The sequence below is a fragment of the Anaerolineales bacterium genome (assembly GCA_003105035.1).
GTDB lineage: Bacteria > Chloroflexota > Anaerolineae > Anaerolineales > UBA4823 > FEB-25.
On record PQAL01000019.1, the window covers coordinates 85,399 to 103,126 of the forward strand.

A 17,728-nucleotide genomic window follows, 5' to 3' on the forward strand; every position below is an offset into this window, starting at 1 on the left:
CTGGTTAGGTTTACGCCCAGACGGTGGCAATATTTACCCAGGTTTTTCTGTTGGTGAGCGCCACATCAGCCAGGTGGATAAACCAATGAGCTCGATTTGCCTGGAAATCTGAAAGCCAAAACGCTCATAGATGGGCAAGTTGCGCGGGTTGGCATTCTCAAGGTGACACCCCACCTGGTCTTGATCCGCTTTGTCAACAAGGTGCTGGAGCATTGCTGAACCCACACCCCGCCCCTGGCATTCTGGATGCACCCCGATATATGCAAGGTAATAATGGGGCTCACGTGGGTGATAATGCTCCACTTTACCCAACCAGCTCGTCCAGTCACGGATGTCGTAAAACCCATTTTCTACAAACGACTGGACCAATAACCACCACTGGGCCAGCCTGGGCAATGGGTAGCGCCCAGGAGGATAGATCACCGCTACACCAAGCAGGTTGCTTCCTTCACTCACCTGGATAGGGTAGGCACGATGCAGGCAAATCCTGATTTCGGCTCGAAAATCGTTTATTAATGCCTGCAACATCCGCTCAGGTGATAAATCCTTATAGACGGCGAGGCTGACCGGATCAGACATAAACGCCCGGCCCAGCACTTGCGCGGCCTGGCGGTATGTTTGCCCGGTGACTGGTTGAATATTCATGGATGTGGGCTATTCATCTGAGTGTCTGGATATTGGTTGAAATAAACCGCGGCCTGCTTAGCGGGCAATCATGAACTTTTCCTTGGCCTGGTGCAGGTTTCTCAATGACCGGGTACATTTGGTAATACTTTCTTCATATTCCTTACTGCGCGGCTCACCGGTCTTCACCGCTTCATCCATTTGATAGCGTAGCTGGTTGATCACCTCCGTAACCTGCCGGCGGCGGATCTCAAGCACTGCCCGCATCATATCTTCCAATACGCGCGCTTCGCGTGGATCGAGTTTTTCCGTGCGTTCCAACAATCCATCCACGGTCTCCATTAGCAACAGAGACAAGCGATTTAATACGTAATTCATCGGTTCAGTTTGGTCTTGAGCCAGCGATTCCTTCACAAGCATGAAGACTGCCTGGTACTCGGCGCTTTCGAAGTCCTGCCTTGAGAGCGGGATCAGGTGTGATTCATGCAGGGCACGGTCGACATGGAACAAGAGCTCTGGCCGGCGTACCAGGATCCCCAGGCAATGAGCCTCCAGGCGGGCGTTCCCGGTTTGGACGGCAATCTCAGGAACAGGCTCCTTCTCGGGCGAAGGCGCTGTTCGAGGGCGCCGGCGAGTGGGGCGAGCGAGGCCTCCCCCGCCTGTTAGCATGCGTTCCTCTACCCGGATCAGGCGGGCAAGCTGCTGCCGGTAGGCTTCGCGTTCGATGGCGTTGGGCACTTCGTTAATCAGCGGCAACACCTGGGCAGCGATATCGGCTTTTGTCTTGGGGTCATTCACATCCCGGCCACGCGCCAGGGTCTCCATGACGTGCACGACCACTGGCTTGGCATTCTCCAGGATTTGCTGCCACTCAAGCGGATCACGCTTGACCACATCATCGGGGTCCATGCCCTCCGGCAGGGTAGTGACACGGATATCCGCATGCAGGCGCGACTCGTGGGCGATCAGTCCATGGGCATCAAATACCGGCTCCGTCTCGCGATCCATGGTCTGCCGGGCGATCTGCAAGCCCCGTAGTGTAGCTTTATCCCCGGCAGTGTCGGGATCAAGCGCCAGGATATAACGCTGGGTGAGGTGTTTTAACAGGCGCAGCTGGTGTTCGGTAAGGGCGGTGCCCATGGGAGACACAGTGTTGGTGAAACCTGCCTGGTGCAAGGCGATTACATCGAAGTAACCCTCGACGATCACCACCTGGTCTTGCGCTCGTATGGCATTACGGGCACGTTCCAGTCCATACAGCAGGCCACTCTTATCAAAAACAGGGGTCTGGGGTGAGTTCAGGAACTTAGGCAGGTCATCTGGGTCGAGAATACGTCCCCCGAAACCTGCCATGCGGCTGCGGCCATCACGTATGGGGAACATGATGCGGTGCCTGAATTTATCGTAGATCGAGCCATCATCCCGTTCGGATACCAGACCGGCTTCTCGCAGCTGTGACTCTTCCCGGCCTTTGCTCTTGAAGTATTGGATAAGAGCCTCGCGAGCATCGGGGGCATAACCCAGCCCAAAGGTTTCGATGATCTCATCCGTCAAACCCCGCTTTTTCAGGTAATCCAACGCTTTCAGTCCATTGGGCGTATTACGCAGCTGGTGTCTGTAATAGGTAGCCGCTTCATCTAGCAGGGCACGCAGCTGGGCATGCTCTTCTTCAGCAACGACCTCCTCGGGAGTCTGGGGTTTGAGCTGTACACCCGCCCGGTCTGCCAGGTAGTTCAGGGCTTCGGCAAAATCCCAGCCCTGTTTTTTCATGGTGAAAGTAAAGATGTCCCCACCTTCGTTGCACTGCCCAAAACAACGCCACGTGCCGGTGGAGGGAAATACCGCAAACGAAGGCGTGCGCGTGTTGGGGTGGAATGGGCAGAAACCTGTGTAATTCTTGCCGGAATGCTTGAGCTGCACCGACTCTGACACAAGGTCAACGATATCTATGCGAGATTTGATCTCATCGATGGATGACATCCGTTATTCTCACGGTTCAGGGATGATTAAGAACTCGATTAGATTATACCAGCCTGGTCAGCCAGGGGGTTGGATGACCAGTGTATTTACGTTAGGCTGTGATTGTATTGATTTCCACTTGACATAACATTTATATTATGTATAATTAATTCGATAAATATCTAATTAGTTAGAAGACATTTGTGAGGCCATAAACCTCGCTACAGCGAGCGCAACAAGGAATCGATGATGAACACGCTAAATGTGCAAAATGATGAACAGTTGTTGACCTTTTTCAAGGCCCTGGCGGATGCTAACCGGTTGAAGATCGTTGGTTTACTTGCCCAAAAACCGTATACCGTCGAGCAACTGGCCGCCATGCTTGAGGTACGCCCTCCCACGGTGTCACATCACCTGAAGATGCTCTCCGAGGCTGGTTTGGTCAGCGCTAAAGCTGAAAGTTACTACAACCTGTACCAGCTGGAGCCGGGTGTGCTGGAGCAGATCGCCAGGCGGTTGGTTGCTCAGGACAAGCTTCCCAGCATGGCGGCTGAAGTGGACCTGCAAGCCTATGATCGGATGGTGCTACACAATATATTACTGCCAGATGGCAGGCTGAAAGTGATCCCTGCTCAACGCAAGAAACGTGAGGTGGTGCTCAAGCACATCCTCAAAGATTTTGAGCCTGGGATACATTACACAGAAGCACAGGTTAATGAGATCCTTTCTCATTACCACGCAGATACCGCTACCCTGCGGCGCGAGATGATCACATACAAGTTCATGCAGCGGTCTGGTGGAGAATACTGGAGAATCGATGGCGAACAGCCATCTTGAAGGAAGAATAAAAATGAACACATCATCTGATAGTCAAGAAGAACTCATGAACTTTATGAAGTCATTGGCAGACGCCGAGCGGATGAAGATCGCCGGGCTGCTGGGCGTGGAAGCCCTGACCGCCAGCCAGGTGGCTGAACGGCTGAAGATGAAACCGGCTGAAGCTGCACATCATCTGGAGGTGCTGGTTCAGGCGGGTTTGGCACAGAAGGAAGGCAATGCCTACTGCTTAGACAGCCGCGCCCTGGAAGCGTTATCGCGCCGCATGTTGGCCCAATCGCGCCCCCCTGCCCCTCAATATGAAGGAGACGAATTTGAAGTCAAGACTTTACGTTCCTATCTCAACCGTGATGGCACTCTAAAATCCATCCCTAACCAACACAAAAAGCTGATGGTGATCCTGAATCACCTGGTGAAAGATTTCGAGCGGGGTGTGAAGTACCCGGAAAGCCAGGTCAACCAGATGCTCCGGCGTTACCATGAGGATACCGCTGCTTTGCGCCGCTATATGGTGGATAATGGCCTGCTCCAGCGAAACAAGGGCATATACTGGCGAACCGAAGTGGACGTTTAAACGGTAGTCACAATATTTTGTGGATATCACGCGACAGTTCAGATCAGAGTAAGGGCGCAGCGCCACTGCGCCCTTACTCATATGTTTGGAATTCTTACGGGGTGTTGAGGTGGAATTGCTGCAATGTTTCGCTCCATTTTCGCATATTATTCTATGAAGTGCGCATGCGATGTGTCTATGTGCAGCATGGTTAAGGACAGTCCGACTTTTCAAAAAGTGCTTTTTTATAGACAACCAGCCGAAATTACCGAAATTAAAACTTTTTCTCCATCAGGTAGAGCACCCGGCCGGAATCGATGATCGGTGTCCGGTCATCGATATTAAAATACCTGCTGAAGGCAGATTCGAATCCATCCTGATGGTAATCTATGAAAATATCAGACCGGCTGGACAGGAGCACCTGAACCTGTGAATCATCCTTAGGTACCCATTCGATGATCAGCCAGTGACCAAGTTCATGAAAGTAATCTGCCAGGAGGAAGAGAGGCACATTATTCGAAATCGCCAGGTGATGGATGATCGCCAGGGCCAGCACTACATCTGCGGAGCCGCGTTGGAGGAGTGACAGGCGTTCGTGGCCATGCCAGCCGAGTGAAGGCGATGGGTTGCTGAAATCCATGATCAGGGGAAGTAAATTGTGCTCTGCCTGCTCCTTCATACGCAGGTAGTTGATCTCCACTGCAGCCGGGTCGACATCCATCGCCAGGGTTGAAGCACCCATCTCAGAAGCCAGGCGACTGAAATCACCCGTATTCGCCCCCAGATCCCACACCCTGGCTGGTTGAACACGCTCCAGGTATTGGGTAACCACCTGCCGCTTGTGTTCCATGGCAGGAGGAGAATAATGGCCAGCAGATGCAGCGTAGTAGTCGCCCCACTCGGTACCGGCTGGCTTCCAGTCCAGCTTACGAGTGGCATTCTCCAGGCTGTCAATCAACCCCAATAACGATAGTTTGCTAATTTTCCTGGATGAAACGACTTTATCCTGCTTGCCACCAGCATAGCGTTTTTGCGCGGATGCGTGCAAGTGTATGTGCGTGGCCAGGCCAAAGGAATAATGCGTGCGTCTGGGCAGCAGCGCTGAAGCGAGATCGAGTGGCACGCCATCCAGGTGCACCCGCAGCAGCTGCCCCAAGCGGATATCGCGATGAGCCATGAGTGCCAGGGGCGCCAGGAAATGCTGGCAGTATTGGCGGTAGGCAACCCAGGGCTCACCTTCCCGGTAACGTTCGAAGGACAGCGTATCGATCAGGATGGGCTTCCCGTCCATAAACTGGATATTGTAGGCGCTGGCATCTTTAAGCACCATTCCCGCTTGTAAGGCAAGGTTTTGGATATACAGGGTAGCCAGGGCAGCATCCTTGAGCTGGCTGAAACACCATTCATACGGATAAGAGATGAAAGGCAATAACTCGGGTTGGATGACCCGGGAAGCTGCTAATGGGTCGACGGGGGCCGTATCAACTTCGCGATGGGGGATGAGCAGCCCTGCGCCTGCCAACCTGGCGTACAGCCCAGAGCTCATCAGCAGGTCATATTGTTCCCGGTACACATGGTTGATCTGCCGGTATAAGATCCCGTCGCGTTGGAACAGGAAACCACTCGGGTCGCGAAACGAAGCACCTAAACGCTGCTCAGGGTTGTTTGGTGAGGTCATCCTGGTCTATTTCAGCGCTGCGTTTGAATAAGCCCTTGATCTTCTTCCAGAAAACCTTGAGAACGATCCCGACCGTCATTAATCCAGCGATCAACACCTGGACAATGATGCTGCCGCTGCCCGGATCCAGGTACGCAAGGGAGCGGAAGTGGGGAGCAAATAGGTTGAAAAGATTTTCGATCATGCAGCCTCGCAGGTAAAAATTTGCCAACAAATCATGCCGGCTGGTGTGAAACCTGTGATTTCACGATACGGACGAGAAAGGCTCCGTGAATAGCCCCTACGATCAGGCCTGTGAGCAGCAAGATGCCAGCCATGAACAGGATGATCGAGGAGAGTTGGGTAAACCTCATCGCGTTGTCGATGCCCCAAAAAATGATCGGCATACCGACCAGCCAGGCGAGCATATTGGCGGGAACCCATATTCCAGCCCCCTGGACAGTTTTGCGCAAGACGAGCCACTGGGCGAAGGATAAAACTGCCCCTCCGACTGCACCAAGGCCAGCCGCCAGCAGCAGGAACACCCATTGCTCCGGTTCGTGGGCAGGGATTGAAGCTTGCGCAGTTGCCTCACCCAGGCTCATGAGAGTGGAGGGCAGGTACCCCAGCACGTATGCCAGCAACGCCCCCAGCAGGGTCGCCAGCCACCAGGCAGCCTGGCGGATTTTTGGAAACCAGGGATGCATGGCCCACCACTGTAGTAATCCGACCAGGGTGGCTTCGATGACGCCACTGACGACCGCCACCAGGAATGTAAGTAAAATAGTTATGTAGTTGTTAGTGCTGCCAAGCGAGGCGATGATGGCGGCACCGACGCCAAATGTCAACCCCAGCCCGAACATCTCGCCGAGACCGTTGGCAAGCACCCAACGTAACCACAAGGAGGCATAGCGTCCAGGCATTACCTGGCCCTTGGGTGCAGGCTGAATGATTCGTCTTTATTCAAAAAACCTCCCAGCGGCTGTGCAGTGAGCGGCAGGATGCGGCTATTGGCAAAATAGGGGAAATCGAAGCCGGTTGGGTCACCAGCTTTTTTGTTTGGGATGGGCATCAATCGGGCGGTGAGGGGTTTGGCCAGGCGAGTAGAGAGGCTTGCCAGGTCGAGCAGGACAGCCCCCAGCTGTTCCACGCTGGTGTCACCTGGTAGTGGGACCGTATCCAGGCCTGTACCACACACCGCCGAATAAAGCAGCAGGTCTTTCACACCCAGAAGTCCTTCTGCTGCGCGCCGGGCGAGTGTGGCATCTTCAAGCAAAGGTAACATCAAGCCACTGAAGCCAGCTCGGGGGAATTCAGCCTTGTCCAGCGTGTCTGCCAGGATCGCCGCTGCAGCCAGCGAGCCGTGATTACCTACGGCCCGAATTCCCAGGCGCTCCAAGGTAGTCCCCAGCGAAATTTCCTCAGAAGGGAAGGGAGCCAGGGAAAAATCTATCCCACCAAAGCTTACCCGGGTCTGCTTTTCAATGCGCTGGGCGAGCCGGGTCAGCAGCCGTGCATGGGTCTCAATCGATTTCACCAGACTGTCACGCGCTTCCTGAAGGTTGGCAACCTGGCTGAAGGCGGCGACGGCCAGGTCGGCAGCCTCGGTGGCGAGAGCAAAGGATGGCTCACCCCCCTGGTGATAGGCAGCGGGGAAAAAAGGTGAACCGGCTGGGACGTTGGCCAGGGCAGCAAAGCGCAGGTTGGCAAAACCATCTGCAGCGATAACGCTGGCCCTGTGAATCACACGGGCACACTCAATAACTGCCGGGAGTGACACCCGCGCATCCTGAGTGGTTAGCGATCCGGCAAAAAAGGCATTTTTCGTGGCAGCCAGGGCCTCGGGGATAACCGCATAAGCCTCAGGCGTCTCAGGGAAAGCCGGTCCAACGGACACATAGGAAAATCCCCTTTGAGCAGCTTTGTCTTCGAGCTCATGGGCAAACCTGGAAAGCTTACCTTCTTTAAAATCTGCCAACAGTTTACTGAACGGGATGATGGCCAGACGGCTGGATTGGACTTCGTAACCGAACTCGCTGAAAATGGGCTGGGCGATGATCAGGAACTCACCCGCCAGGTCGAGTCGACGCTCATCCAGAGGGTAGGAAGGGTCGATAAAGCAGGTGATGGAGCGGATCTTCATGCCTGGAATTCTATCAGGGTTGGAAATCCCGGGCAAGATGAGATTATAAATTCTGATGGGAGAACATGACACATGAATAATGTTGGCAGAGAAAATGTACTGGACAGGCCGACCCATCCAACCTGTCCAGACGTTATGATGGCACCCCCTTGCTAACTGCCTTTAATACATCAGGCGCACAAGCGCAATAATTTAATTTTTGGTAAATCACTCCTGCATATACATCTTATTCAATGGACATCATTCTAACAGTGGTCAGATACGGTCCAAGAGTCGGTAGGCTTCATCCGCCATGACCGATTCAAACGGTTGGGGGATCACAGAGGGATACATACTTTGCCCCATGAAATCGGAATTACGATTTATCTGCTCGGTGAGGTGCAACAACCGGCTCAGCCCTACCCGGTAAGCCGCGGATACGACATAACCGAAGCGGACCAGCTGGGAATCGATACGGCAGCCGCTATCTTGTAATCCATTGACATAGCTGGTGAACAATGTCTCCGAGATATCATGCAGGCGGTAATTACGTAGATTCAAGTAGGTGCCATACACCAGCTGGCCAAGGTCATCACCCAGGGCTTCAATACCGGTCAGCGACCAATCCATGGCCACCGTCTGGTCCAGTTTGCGGGGTGAATGGCGCGAGATGAAATTCACTGGGTTCGTATCACCGTGACTGATCGTTTTTGGCAGCTGTTCTAATTTGGCCAGGAAGCGGTCATGATCATTCAGCAAGCTGCGGAAGCTATCCAGCTCAGGGTTGGGATAAACCTGCCACACTTGGGGATGATCCCACGGGAAATCCTGCCATGGGATGAATGACAGCCACTGCCGCGTACGGTGCCTGGACAGCCAGGGAAAGGTTGGCAGCTGGCGGCGGGAGATATAAATGCCATTGAAACGACCCAGGTGGCGGGCAGCCATTGCATAACGCGCCAACGGCCAATTCCCCGAGTAGGTATCACTGACATCCTCCAACCACATCCCAGCAATATTCCCCGGGATTTCCTGGGCTTCGTAACAACGTGGAGCAGTGACACCCTCCGGTAGCCCATCCAGCCAGCCGGATTGGTAGATGAGCAGCTCACGTTTCCAATAATTCCAGTGGGTTGGGTCATTTCCTTCACCGTAGTTACTATAACCCAGATTGGCCGGCGACTGGATCACCTTGAGGATCACTGACCAATCCAGCCACTCACCCCGGTCAACACCAACACCTTCAAACCGGTACAGGCCTGCACTTACCGGGTTAGCTGATTTACCATCCATATTGCGCGTGCGCCATCCCTGGATTTGAAAATTATTCCGGTTCAACGATCTCCTGACCACGGAAGATAAGCGCGATTTGTTGATCGAGCGTAGTGCTGCCGGGATGTCATTCTCGAGGGCGAAACAGCCGTGGTAATCGATACAAACACGCAGCGAATCAGGCCCACCCATTACATTATTCATTTGATTGGATGGGAGCGGACGTTTGTAGATTTTGGTGCTTGTGACGGGAGGTTTTTCACTTTCTTTTCCATAAAACGATAGATACCCAGTGGCTGCTGGGCGCTGCCTCAGGAAGCTACTTTTGTATGTGTCCATATTTTTCCTCCATAACCCCTCGCTAAGAGTAATTCGTTTGGATGTAGAACCTCAATTCACCCACAAGATGAATGGAAGATTAAGGATATTTTAAAGAAAAATAACAGAGCTAACATTGGAAAGAATTGGGGTTAATTGGCATGTTGCCAATTGTCTATCAACTACCCGCTTGAACTAGTGGGAGACATCAATCCAGGGCGAGTTTTAGCAATTGATTAATTAAAACAGGCTCCGTACAGGCAGCCTGTTTTTAGCTTTCGATTTCCCCCTGATTGATTAAGCGCCAATAAATGATTTCAGTTGATTAGTAATCGAGCCCGATACGATATTGACGACTTGGCTCATCCTGGTTCGGTGTGATCATGTCGGGGCGCATCATCTCGTTGTCTTCATGATCCACAATATGGCAATGCCAGACATACCCACCTCCCCCAGCACTCGGATCAAAGCTCAGGTGGCAATTTGTAGATGGTGTTGTTGGATCGATACCCTGGGGTGCCCAGCGGATAAGGAAGCGAGTCACCATCCCAGGCGGAGCCATCACGGTATCTTTCCAGCCAGCCTCCTGGGGCAAGGCCGCTTTGACAGGACCTTTCAGGAACGGGGTCACATCAGGATTACCACCATATTTTCCACCAATCGGTGTGTCATAGGCCAGGGGTGGCCCATAAGCAGGGATGAATACACCCGGTCCAACATTCATTTTCATTGTGAAATCAAACCCGGCAGGAAATGCCGTGGAATACGCTGCAAAATACTTTTTCGTGTCGTATGCTTGCCTACTTTGGAGCTGGAATTGAGCCAGGTGGGTATGGATAGGGTGGGCATCTGCAGTCGTGTTGACAATTTCCCATAGCTCCGTATCACCTTCAGTCGGAATTTCTGACAGGTAATTTCCATGCCCATCATCGATGAAGCCCGGAATGGGGCTCTTGGTGTAGATGGGCATCATGGGATCCGTGTTATCAACACCAGTGATGCGGTACCCGTCCCACTTCGTATTATTGACCAGGATCTCAAGCGGCCCACCAGGATAAGCAGTCAGGACCCCAGTAACCGGATCAATTGCATTTTGAGGCATGCCCATGATCTCGTTCAGGGTTAGCTGGCGGGTCTTAGCAAGTGGGGCAAGCGTCAAATCATTGATCACGGGCCGGATAAACGCAGTAGGGTCCGGATTGTAACTTGTATCGACAACTGCACCACCAGTCACCACAAATTGCATAATCTTACCGGTTGTGGCACCCTGCGGTGATGCACCGCCGGGATAGGGCGCTTTGGCTGTGTTCTTCAGCAACCATTTTCCTGAATATGGCACTCCATTGGGCCCGACCACTGTTCCAGCATATCCCGCGAAGTCAACGATTACCCAATAACGCTCGCCGGGCATCATTAATAGCTTGTTGTTTACTGCTGCAGCAGGGTCGATCCTGACCGGTTTGTTCAGGTAGCCACCATCAGTAGCGACAACCCACAGCGGAGGCCCGAAGTTCTTAGATACCGGATCAACCAGGCTCAGCTCATAGCTTCGGGCATTTGAGCCATTGATGAACATTAAGAGGTAACGCCGCTGCTCCACGGTCTTGCGTGGCCAGGTCTTGCCATTCACGCAAATGGTGTCACCGATAAACTCCGGCACCCAGTAGGGGTGCTCAGGATTCAATGCCCATAACAACCCTCCGGCACTATCGGCAGGGAAGAAGAGCTGCCCATTCGTATCAAACATGCGGTCTTGTATCACCAACGGGGTGATGGTATATCCCAGAGGTTGCCCTTCTACAAAAAAAGTAGGCAAGACGGTATCACCTGGATCTAAGATAAGATATGCACCTGCCAGGCCGCAATATACATTAAGGCGCGTCGCTCCCAGGGTATGGTCATGGAACCAGATCAGGGCTCCTTCCTGGTCGTTAAGATAATTGTAGATGCAGTAATTCTTTGGTGATAACCCATCCCTTGAATAGTAGCCACTTCCGACCTTCACCCCATCGCTGGTGAACCAGGCATCCGGCCCACCGTCCAATACAGGCGGGATGTAACCACCATGCAGGTGTGGGACAGCCGGAATGGCATCCAGGTAGTTTTCGGCTCCTTCCTCACCTTTAACTGGTGGACGAGCCATATGATTCCACATATTCATACCGTCATGCATGGGATCTGCCCAATGCAGGGTTTGATCGGTGGAATATTTATATGCCAGCACCTGGGTGCTTGCGGCAGAACCAAGGTTATTGATAAATTTTATTTGGGTTGGGCTGTTCTTCGTCGCTAGAACTACCGGTCCAAGATAGCTTGCCCGGTTTGCTTGACCTGAACCAATATATGCCCAGGTAACGGTTCCTTGATAATTAGGGACGGTTCCAGTAGACAACACCATCGACAGCCTTTCGGTCATAGTTAAGTCGATTTGAGTGCCACTATCCACAAGTAGTGAATCTCCAGCGAGCAGGTCTGGCAACTCATCCACGAATTGAGGAATATTTTTGGGGTTTAATGGGATTTGGGTCGACTGGACTGCCTGAGCCCGCATCAGGAAGCTTCCGCGGGTTGCCAGGTAGGTAGTTGCCCCTCCTGCAGCTACTATTTTTATAAAGCCTTTACGTGTAAGCATGTTTTCCTCCTCAATGAAATCTATTAAAATTGCTTTTGACCTAGCTATCTTTGCTTCAACCAAATAGTTCCGATGTGCCAATATTATTTTATAAATTAATACCTGGTAAATAATTGGAAAAAATTTGCGTTTATTGGCTATTAATCAATTCTTTGCCGATCGATTTGTTCGATCTCAATACCTACATGAGCTCAAACGAAACTGCAAGAATCAAAGTAGCAGGCTCTTTTCGAACCTGCCACTTAGTGATGATAAGCTACATATATCCATAAATATTATCTAATGCTCACCTTAAACCTGACCCAGTAGCCTACAAATATCCTCCGACTTTTATCAAGAGATAGATTATTACTCTTGAACTTTCCATAAATTGCGGGAGTATGTAAATAACCTACCAAACCATAGCCAGCAGGCAAGTCCGTGGTTTTTGACACCTGTAAGCCGGCTATCGCGGCTATATATTCCAGCATAAGGAATGAATTGTATTATGAGCGCCAGCTTACAGCGAATTATCTTCGATAATCCGGATCAGCCCATGCGGGTTACGGATGATGACCTTCTCACGCCCAGCCACGACCAACTCCTGCCCATGCCACTGGCTGAGGGTGCGGCTGGCGGTATAGAGGGTAGTGCCTGACATTTCTGCCAGGTCCCGGCGGGTGAGCCCGAGGTCGATCATGATCCCCTCCTTGACCCTTTTCCCCGATTGGGCAGCTAGGCGGATCAAAGTATGTGCCAGGCGCTGCTCCACACGTTGGGTGGTCACCTGGTGGAAGCGCTCCTGGATTTCGCTGAGCTGTTCAGACATGATCTTCATGGCATTCAATGCCAGCTGCGGGATGTGCATCACCTGTTGCATCATCTCATGCTGGTGCCAGGCAATGGCCTGACAATCCTCCGCTGCCTGGGCAGTCACTGGATATGTGCTGCCGGTCATTGCAACCAGACCAAATGGCTGGATGGGATTAACCACCTCGATCAATGACTGGCGGCCATCAGAGCCCAGGCGGAGCCTCTTTACCTGACCCCGCATAAGCACGAACATGTATTCTGCTGGATCACCCTGGTGGTAATAGAACCCGCCTGCATGCAGACGCTTTTCATGGGCTGCTTCGATCAATGACAATACATCATTATGTTTCAACCCCATAAACAAGGAAATTCCTTCGATCTTGTCGACAGGAAAATCTGGTGTAATTTTCATGCTCGGAGCAATTCTCCTAATTTACGCTGGCGCAAAGACAGCTAATGGCGATCCCGATAAAATCTGCACAGTAAGGTGCCAGCGTTCATCGCCTGCATTGAAATCATACTATACACGACTTCCATACTGGCAAATATCGTATTAGAAAACAGTTAAAGGATGGGAAAAATGGAAGCAACCGATTTATTAAGCAGTGAACATCGAATAATCGAATGAGTCCTTGATACGCTTGAGACTGGTGTGGACTTGCTTGAATCTGGCGAGAAAGTAAATCCTCAGTTCTTCTCCTCGGCTACCGAGTTTATGCGCGGTTTCGCTGACCAATGCCACCATGCCAAGGAAGAAGGGATCTTATTTTCACAGATGAAGCAGCAGGGCATTGCCATGGAAGGCTGCCCGCTGGGGGTGATGCTAGCTGAGCATGAATGCGGCCGGCAGTACACACGTGCCTTGACCTCAGCAACCCAGGCAATGCAGGCAGGGGACGAGAGTGGGTCACGCAGGGCAATCATGAGCTCCCGTAGTTATATCGCTTTGCTTCGCCTGCATATATACAAAGAAGATAATATCCTGTTCCCGATGGCGGATCAAGTGATCCCGCCTGGCCAGAATGCCCTGATCATGAATGCGTTTGAGCAAGTTGAAAAAATCGAAACTGGTGAAGGTTTTTACGAAAAATATGAAGCGCTGGCTGAAGCCCTCGAAAGAGATATCCAGTCGTACTCTCACAAAGCACAATGACTTGCCCACCATATTGTTCAAACCTGTCTGAATCAGTAATAAATAAAGGAATCCAATGCAACCACAAAAAAAATCCCTGCCTTTTATACTGACTATAATCATTGTCACCGTCATGGTGGTTTTCGGAGGTGCAGTGCTGGTGAGTGCTGGCGTACTCGCAACCATTACACCGATCCGTGAGGTCGGGACTCCCGCAAGCTCGCCCGAAGAATCCAGTTCATCTGATGTTCCCACTCCAACACCTTCTGTCCTACCCAATGTGCTGGTAAATCAATTTCACGTGGAAGTAGGCTTTGGGTCTCCAATCCCAGTCGATGTGGTCGTGGAAGGAGAATGGTCAACTCCCTGCGCTCAGCTGGATCAGGTGAACTTGCATTACCCAGCCCAATTCCAACTATCCATTGACTTGCTCAGCAACCCAATATCAACCGGTTGCCCAGCATCAACACAAGGGTTGCCATTCATCTTCAGGTTCCCTCTCAACATGTCAGGGTTACCTGCCGGAAACTATGCGATCAGTGTCAACGGTGTGCAGGCTAGCTTCGATTGGCCACCAGTTGGAGGCGAGCAGACACCTTCGGAAACACCGGTACGGATAGCGTTGGTCGGCCCGGATGGAAACGTATGGATCATGGATGAACCGGATGGGGGGTTACATCAGGTGACAACAGATGGGACTGACTTGTACACCTTCACCAGCCCGGATATCACTTATGACCAGCCGAGACTCTCATCTGATGGCAGGTTCGTCGCCTACCAGCGAAACGATAGTGTGCAGGTAGGCAGTGGAATCCAGGTCGATTTTGGCCTGTGGGTGACTGACCTCAGCACAGGGGCAAGCCGTGAAGTGTATGACATGGACCCGGCTAGCTACAGCTGGAAACACGGGAGTCACTTGCTGGCATTTGCCAGCGAGCTGAGCCAGGATTATTTCGGCTTACACGCTGGTACACCCGACTCGAACTTCGCCAACCGCATTCAAGGCTACGATGCCGAATCCCAACAGACCAGTGATCTGGTCTTGCCAGAGCGTGGTTATGCCATGGTACAACCGGTCTGGTCACCGGATGGGCGGTTCCTCAGTTTCAACGAAGTTCAATATTATGAAGGTCAAGGGCCTCTCGCTTATGTTGATTTCACCAACAATCAATATACTGCCCTGGATATCCCCCTGGGAATTTACAGCTGGTCTCCGGATAGTGAATGGTTGGCATATGACAACCTGACATACACCGCCACGGGGAACGAGCGTATCTATATACGCACAAGAGAGAGTGGTGAAGGCACACCTTTCTCACAAGAATATGACCCCGGATACGCGGCTATGCCAGTATTTTCACCCCAGGATAACCAAATCGCCTACCTGGCGAACCTGACCAACCCGGATGTGCAGCATTACAGCCTCATCATCCAGCCCTATCCGCAAGGTGATCCGGTTACACTGGGCGAATTCGACAATGTCATCCAGTTGAATTGGTCTCCAGATGGAACGCGCTTAATATTAAGCTCTGGACCTTACGAGGCACAGCGAATTAGCGAAGTGGATGTGCTCACTGGAGAAACCAAAATCATTGCCCAAGGGATGCAGCCCAGCGTCGCATTTATCCCGTAGGGGGACTCGATCGAAGAAGAACAGCCCCAGGTTGCTCTGGGGCTGTTGGGGGATTTTTTCCGATTTCAGAAAGAAATGAATTAATAGGGGTAGTTCGTTTTACTTTACCAGGATTTTGTACCAAATGCCCGTCATTAGTGATGGTTATCCGGCGTTCCGACGCACGGCCAGCATGGTGATATCGTCAACCTGCGTGGCGCCCGTGGAATAATCCTTCACCTGATTTTGGATGTGGGCCAACACATCAGCCAGGTTTTTTCCGCTGGTAAATAAGGGGATGAGCTGCTGCTTGTCAAAATATTCGCCGGAGGGGTTTATGGTATCGGTTAGGCCATCGGTGTGCGCAAACAGGATATCACCCGCAGCGATGGTCACCTCGCACACTTTGTAAATAGCGCCAGCTGCTACACCAACTGCCGGACCACAGACCTTCAGGGCTTCCTTTACACCTGCCTGGTTAATCACCAACGGAGGCAAGTGACCGCCATTAGAATAGGTGAGCACTCCGGTTTGAATATCCAGCACCCCAAAGAAGATCGTACAGAACATGCTCGCCCGGTTGTGGGTTTCAGCAATATAGTTGTTGGTGAAAGCCATGGCGTTTTCGATGCGTTGGCCCGGGTTGTTTGTATCAATGCTTTCTACACGGGAGTAAAATTCGATATTTGCCACCGCTCTGATCAGGCTGCGGAACAGGGTCATGAACAAGGCCGCACCCAGCCCTTTGTCGCACACATCGGCGATGACCAGCCCAATATTCCCCTCGGGCAGCTCAAATACATCGTAAAAGTCTCCTGTGACTTCTCGGGCAGATTTTAAGGAAGCAGCGATTTCCCAACCGGGTGGCTGGGGGATGCTTTCGGGAAGAAAACCAGCCTGGATCTCATGGCCGATCTCAAACTCGCGTTCCATAGCCTTGCGGTAGAGCGCCTCCTGCTCCCACAAGCGTGCATTTTCCAGGGCTACACTCATGGCGTTGGCCAGGGTCCGCATCAGGCGCATGATGGTCTCATCAAAAGCATGTTCGTTGTCCATGTCCTTCAAGACGAGCGCGCCATCGACCCTGCCATTCATGATCAGCGGAACGAACAAGGCTGATTTCGGAAGCTCACTGGCAGACGAGTATACATTCTGATAGCGGATGACTGCTTCGTCCATATTTTCATCGATCAACAAAGGCTGAGGGTTTTGTAAAAGGTAAGCAAAAAAGCCTTTTCCCTCCGGGTGATATGGACTGACCTGGATGCGTTTTCCGTTTTCAACCTGGTAAGGCGTGGAAAGTAGATCGGAAACATGGTCATAGACCATGATCGAAAAGCTGGCTGGCGTAAAGAATTCGCTCAACTTCTCGCCAACCATTTCGTAGATGCCTGCTTGTTCCAACTTTTGAGCCAGCACCTCCTGGACGCTATTAATCAGGTGCAGCTCAGTGGCGCGTTGCTTTGTTTCATTAAGTAAACGCGCGGTTTCATCGAACAGCCTGGCGTTTTCCAGGGCCACGCTCATCGATGAAGCCAGGGTCTGCAACAGGCGCACATCCGACTCGTCGTATGCATATTCACGGTCGATATCCTGCAAGCTCAAAATGCCGGTCACCTGGTCACCCACGATCATCGGTACCCCCAGCCATGTTTTGGGAGTGATCGTGCCTGGGATGGTGTGCTGACCCAGGCGAGCAGCCAGCTCAGCTACGTTCTTACTGACCAGTACAGGTTGGCGGGTTTGCACAATCTGGGTGCGGAAGCCGCGAACCGGGTAATGCCCTGGTGCATAGATATGCTCACCGCGCTCGATGGCGTAACGGTGCTCCATGGTATCTGTTACGGCATCGTAAGTGGAGATCATCACCACTGGTGAATCGAAGATATCGCGGATCTTATCACCCACCAGGTTGTAGATGGCCTGCACATCCAGGTGTGAGGCCAATGCTTGTTGCACGCTGTTGATGAGCATCAATTCTGCTTCTCGCTCAACCAGCTCCTGGTTAATCGCTTCAGTTGACTGAGATGTTGTTTTCTGGTCGGTCATTTTCGTACTCTCTTTGATCGCCGGGGTAGATTGATATGTTTAATATACCTCCATCAGGCGACCAAAGCTCAATGTCTTTGCATGAAGTTTTTTATATCTAGGGAGCCGCCTGAATAGTCATCCGCAGGTGAATTCCGACTCTTATTTATCGACCCCACATCCGTGCAAT

14 protein-coding genes are annotated in these 17,728 nt (G+C 51.9%); 4 read left to right on the forward strand and 10 right to left on the reverse strand.

Annotation, left to right across the window (positions count from 1 at the left end; genetic code table 11):
• Window positions 1-33: 33 nt before the first annotated feature.
• Entirely contained in the window at window positions 34-645 is a 612-nt protein-coding gene (locus C3F13_08980; protein ID PWB53536.1) for a hypothetical protein, read from the reverse strand.
• A gap of 57 nt (window positions 646-702) precedes the next feature.
• On the reverse strand, window positions 703-2,604 hold the full coding sequence (locus C3F13_08985) for a DNA primase (GenBank protein PWB53537.1): 1,902 nt from the start codon (window positions 2,602-2,604) through the stop codon (window positions 703-705).
• A 228-nt stretch (window positions 2,605-2,832) separates the two neighbouring features.
• Here C3F13_08985 and C3F13_08990 point away from each other — a divergent pair, with 228 nt between their 5' ends.
• Window positions 2,833-3,420, forward strand: coding sequence for an ArsR family transcriptional regulator (locus C3F13_08990; GenBank protein PWB53538.1), 588 nt, complete (start codon window positions 2,833-2,835; stop codon window positions 3,418-3,420).
• Window positions 3,401-3,994, forward strand: coding sequence for an ArsR family transcriptional regulator (locus C3F13_08995; GenBank protein PWB53539.1), 594 nt, complete (start codon window positions 3,401-3,403; stop codon window positions 3,992-3,994). The genes C3F13_08990 and C3F13_08995 overlap by 20 nt, the downstream gene beginning before the upstream one ends.
• Before the next feature lie 253 nt (window positions 3,995-4,247).
• Here C3F13_08995 and C3F13_09000 read toward each other — a convergent pair whose 3' ends face one another.
• From C3F13_09000 to C3F13_09030, 7 genes are all read right to left on the reverse strand, one after another.
• Window positions 4,248-5,651, reverse strand: coding sequence for an SAM-dependent methyltransferase (locus tag C3F13_09000; protein ID PWB53540.1), 1,404 nt, complete (start codon window positions 5,649-5,651; stop codon window positions 4,248-4,250).
• Window positions 5,629-5,835, reverse strand: a complete 207-nt coding sequence (locus C3F13_09005) for a hypothetical protein (GenBank protein PWB53622.1) — start codon at window positions 5,833-5,835, stop codon at window positions 5,629-5,631. The genes C3F13_09000 and C3F13_09005 overlap by 23 nt, the downstream gene beginning before the upstream one ends.
• A 31-nt stretch (window positions 5,836-5,866) precedes the next feature.
• Window positions 5,867-6,553 carry a hypothetical protein gene (locus C3F13_09010; protein ID PWB53541.1) on the reverse strand — a complete coding sequence of 229 codons (687 nt, stop codon included), beginning with the start codon at window positions 6,551-6,553 and terminating at the stop codon, window positions 5,867-5,869.
• Window positions 6,553-7,890: a DUF711 domain-containing protein gene (locus C3F13_09015; GenBank protein PWB53542.1), complete on the reverse strand. Its 1,338-nt coding sequence runs from the start codon at window positions 7,888-7,890 to the stop codon at window positions 6,553-6,555. Before C3F13_09015 ends, C3F13_09010 begins: the two co-directional genes overlap by 1 nt.
• 138 nt (window positions 7,891-8,028) lie before the next feature.
• The gene (locus C3F13_09020) at window positions 8,029-9,363 is read right to left on the reverse strand and encodes a hypothetical protein (GenBank protein PWB53543.1); all 1,335 of its coding nucleotides are present in this window, start codon (window positions 9,361-9,363) and stop codon (window positions 8,029-8,031) included.
• A 304-nt stretch (window positions 9,364-9,667) separates the two neighbouring features.
• Window positions 9,668-11,893 (reverse strand): copper oxidase, encoded by a 2,226-nt coding sequence (locus tag C3F13_09025; GenBank protein PWB53623.1) that lies wholly within the window; start codon window positions 11,891-11,893, stop codon window positions 9,668-9,670.
• A 580-nt stretch (window positions 11,894-12,473) separates the two neighbouring features.
• Window positions 12,474-13,178: a Crp/Fnr family transcriptional regulator gene (locus C3F13_09030; protein ID PWB53544.1), complete on the reverse strand. Its 705-nt coding sequence runs from the start codon at window positions 13,176-13,178 to the stop codon at window positions 12,474-12,476.
• 240 nt (window positions 13,179-13,418) lie between these two features.
• Between C3F13_09030 and C3F13_09035 the strand changes: the two genes are divergently transcribed.
• Window positions 13,419-13,919, forward strand: a complete 501-nt coding sequence (locus tag C3F13_09035; GenBank protein ID PWB53545.1) for a cation-binding protein — start codon at window positions 13,419-13,421, stop codon at window positions 13,917-13,919.
• A gap of 55 nt (window positions 13,920-13,974) precedes the next feature.
• The gene (locus C3F13_09040) at window positions 13,975-15,531 is read left to right on the forward strand and encodes a hypothetical protein (protein ID PWB53546.1); all 1,557 of its coding nucleotides are present in this window, start codon (window positions 13,975-13,977) and stop codon (window positions 15,529-15,531) included.
• A gap of 144 nt (window positions 15,532-15,675) precedes the next feature.
• On the opposite strand, the gene C3F13_09045 is transcribed toward C3F13_09040, so the two are convergent.
• Complete coding sequence (locus C3F13_09045) at window positions 15,676-17,559, reverse strand: hypothetical protein (GenBank protein ID PWB53547.1); 1,884 nt, start codon at window positions 17,557-17,559, stop codon at window positions 15,676-15,678.
• Between the last annotated feature and the right edge of the window lie 169 nt (window positions 17,560-17,728).

What these genes read in the sequence shown, in the direction of transcription:
- C3F13_08980 (PWB53536.1), bottom strand. Translation starts at nt 645, where the DNA reads ATGAATATTCAACCAGTCACCGGGCAAACATACCGCCAGGCCGCGCAA.
- C3F13_08985 (PWB53537.1), bottom strand. Translation starts at nt 2,604, where the DNA reads ATGTCATCCATCGATGAGATCAAATCTCGCATAGATATCGTTGACCTT.
- C3F13_08990 (PWB53538.1), top strand. Translation starts at nt 2,833, where the DNA reads ATGAACACGCTAAATGTGCAAAATGATGAACAGTTGTTGACCTTTTTC.
- C3F13_08995 (PWB53539.1), top strand. Translation starts at nt 3,401, where the DNA reads ATGGCGAACAGCCATCTTGAAGGAAGAATAAAAATGAACACATCATCT.
- C3F13_09000 (PWB53540.1), bottom strand. Translation starts at nt 5,651, where the DNA reads ATGACCTCACCAAACAACCCTGAGCAGCGTTTAGGTGCTTCGTTTCGC.
- C3F13_09005 (PWB53622.1), bottom strand. Translation starts at nt 5,835, where the DNA reads ATGATCGAAAATCTTTTCAACCTATTTGCTCCCCACTTCCGCTCCCTT.
- C3F13_09010 (PWB53541.1), bottom strand. Translation starts at nt 6,553, where the DNA reads ATGCCTGGACGCTATGCCTCCTTGTGGTTACGTTGGGTGCTTGCCAAC.
- C3F13_09015 (PWB53542.1), bottom strand. Translation starts at nt 7,890, where the DNA reads ATGGGTCGGCCTGTCCAGTACATTTTCTCTGCCAACATTATTCATGTG.
- C3F13_09020 (PWB53543.1), bottom strand. Translation starts at nt 9,363, where the DNA reads ATGGACACATACAAAAGTAGCTTCCTGAGGCAGCGCCCAGCAGCCACT.
- C3F13_09025 (PWB53623.1), bottom strand. Translation starts at nt 11,893, where the DNA reads ATGCGGGCTCAGGCAGTCCAGTCGACCCAAATCCCATTAAACCCCAAA.
- C3F13_09030 (PWB53544.1), bottom strand. Translation starts at nt 13,178, where the DNA reads ATGAAAATTACACCAGATTTTCCTGTCGACAAGATCGAAGGAATTTCC.
- C3F13_09040 (PWB53546.1), top strand. Translation starts at nt 13,975, where the DNA reads ATGCAACCACAAAAAAAATCCCTGCCTTTTATACTGACTATAATCATT.
- C3F13_09045 (PWB53547.1), bottom strand. Translation starts at nt 17,559, where the DNA reads ATGACCGACCAGAAAACAACATCTCAGTCAACTGAAGCGATTAACCAG.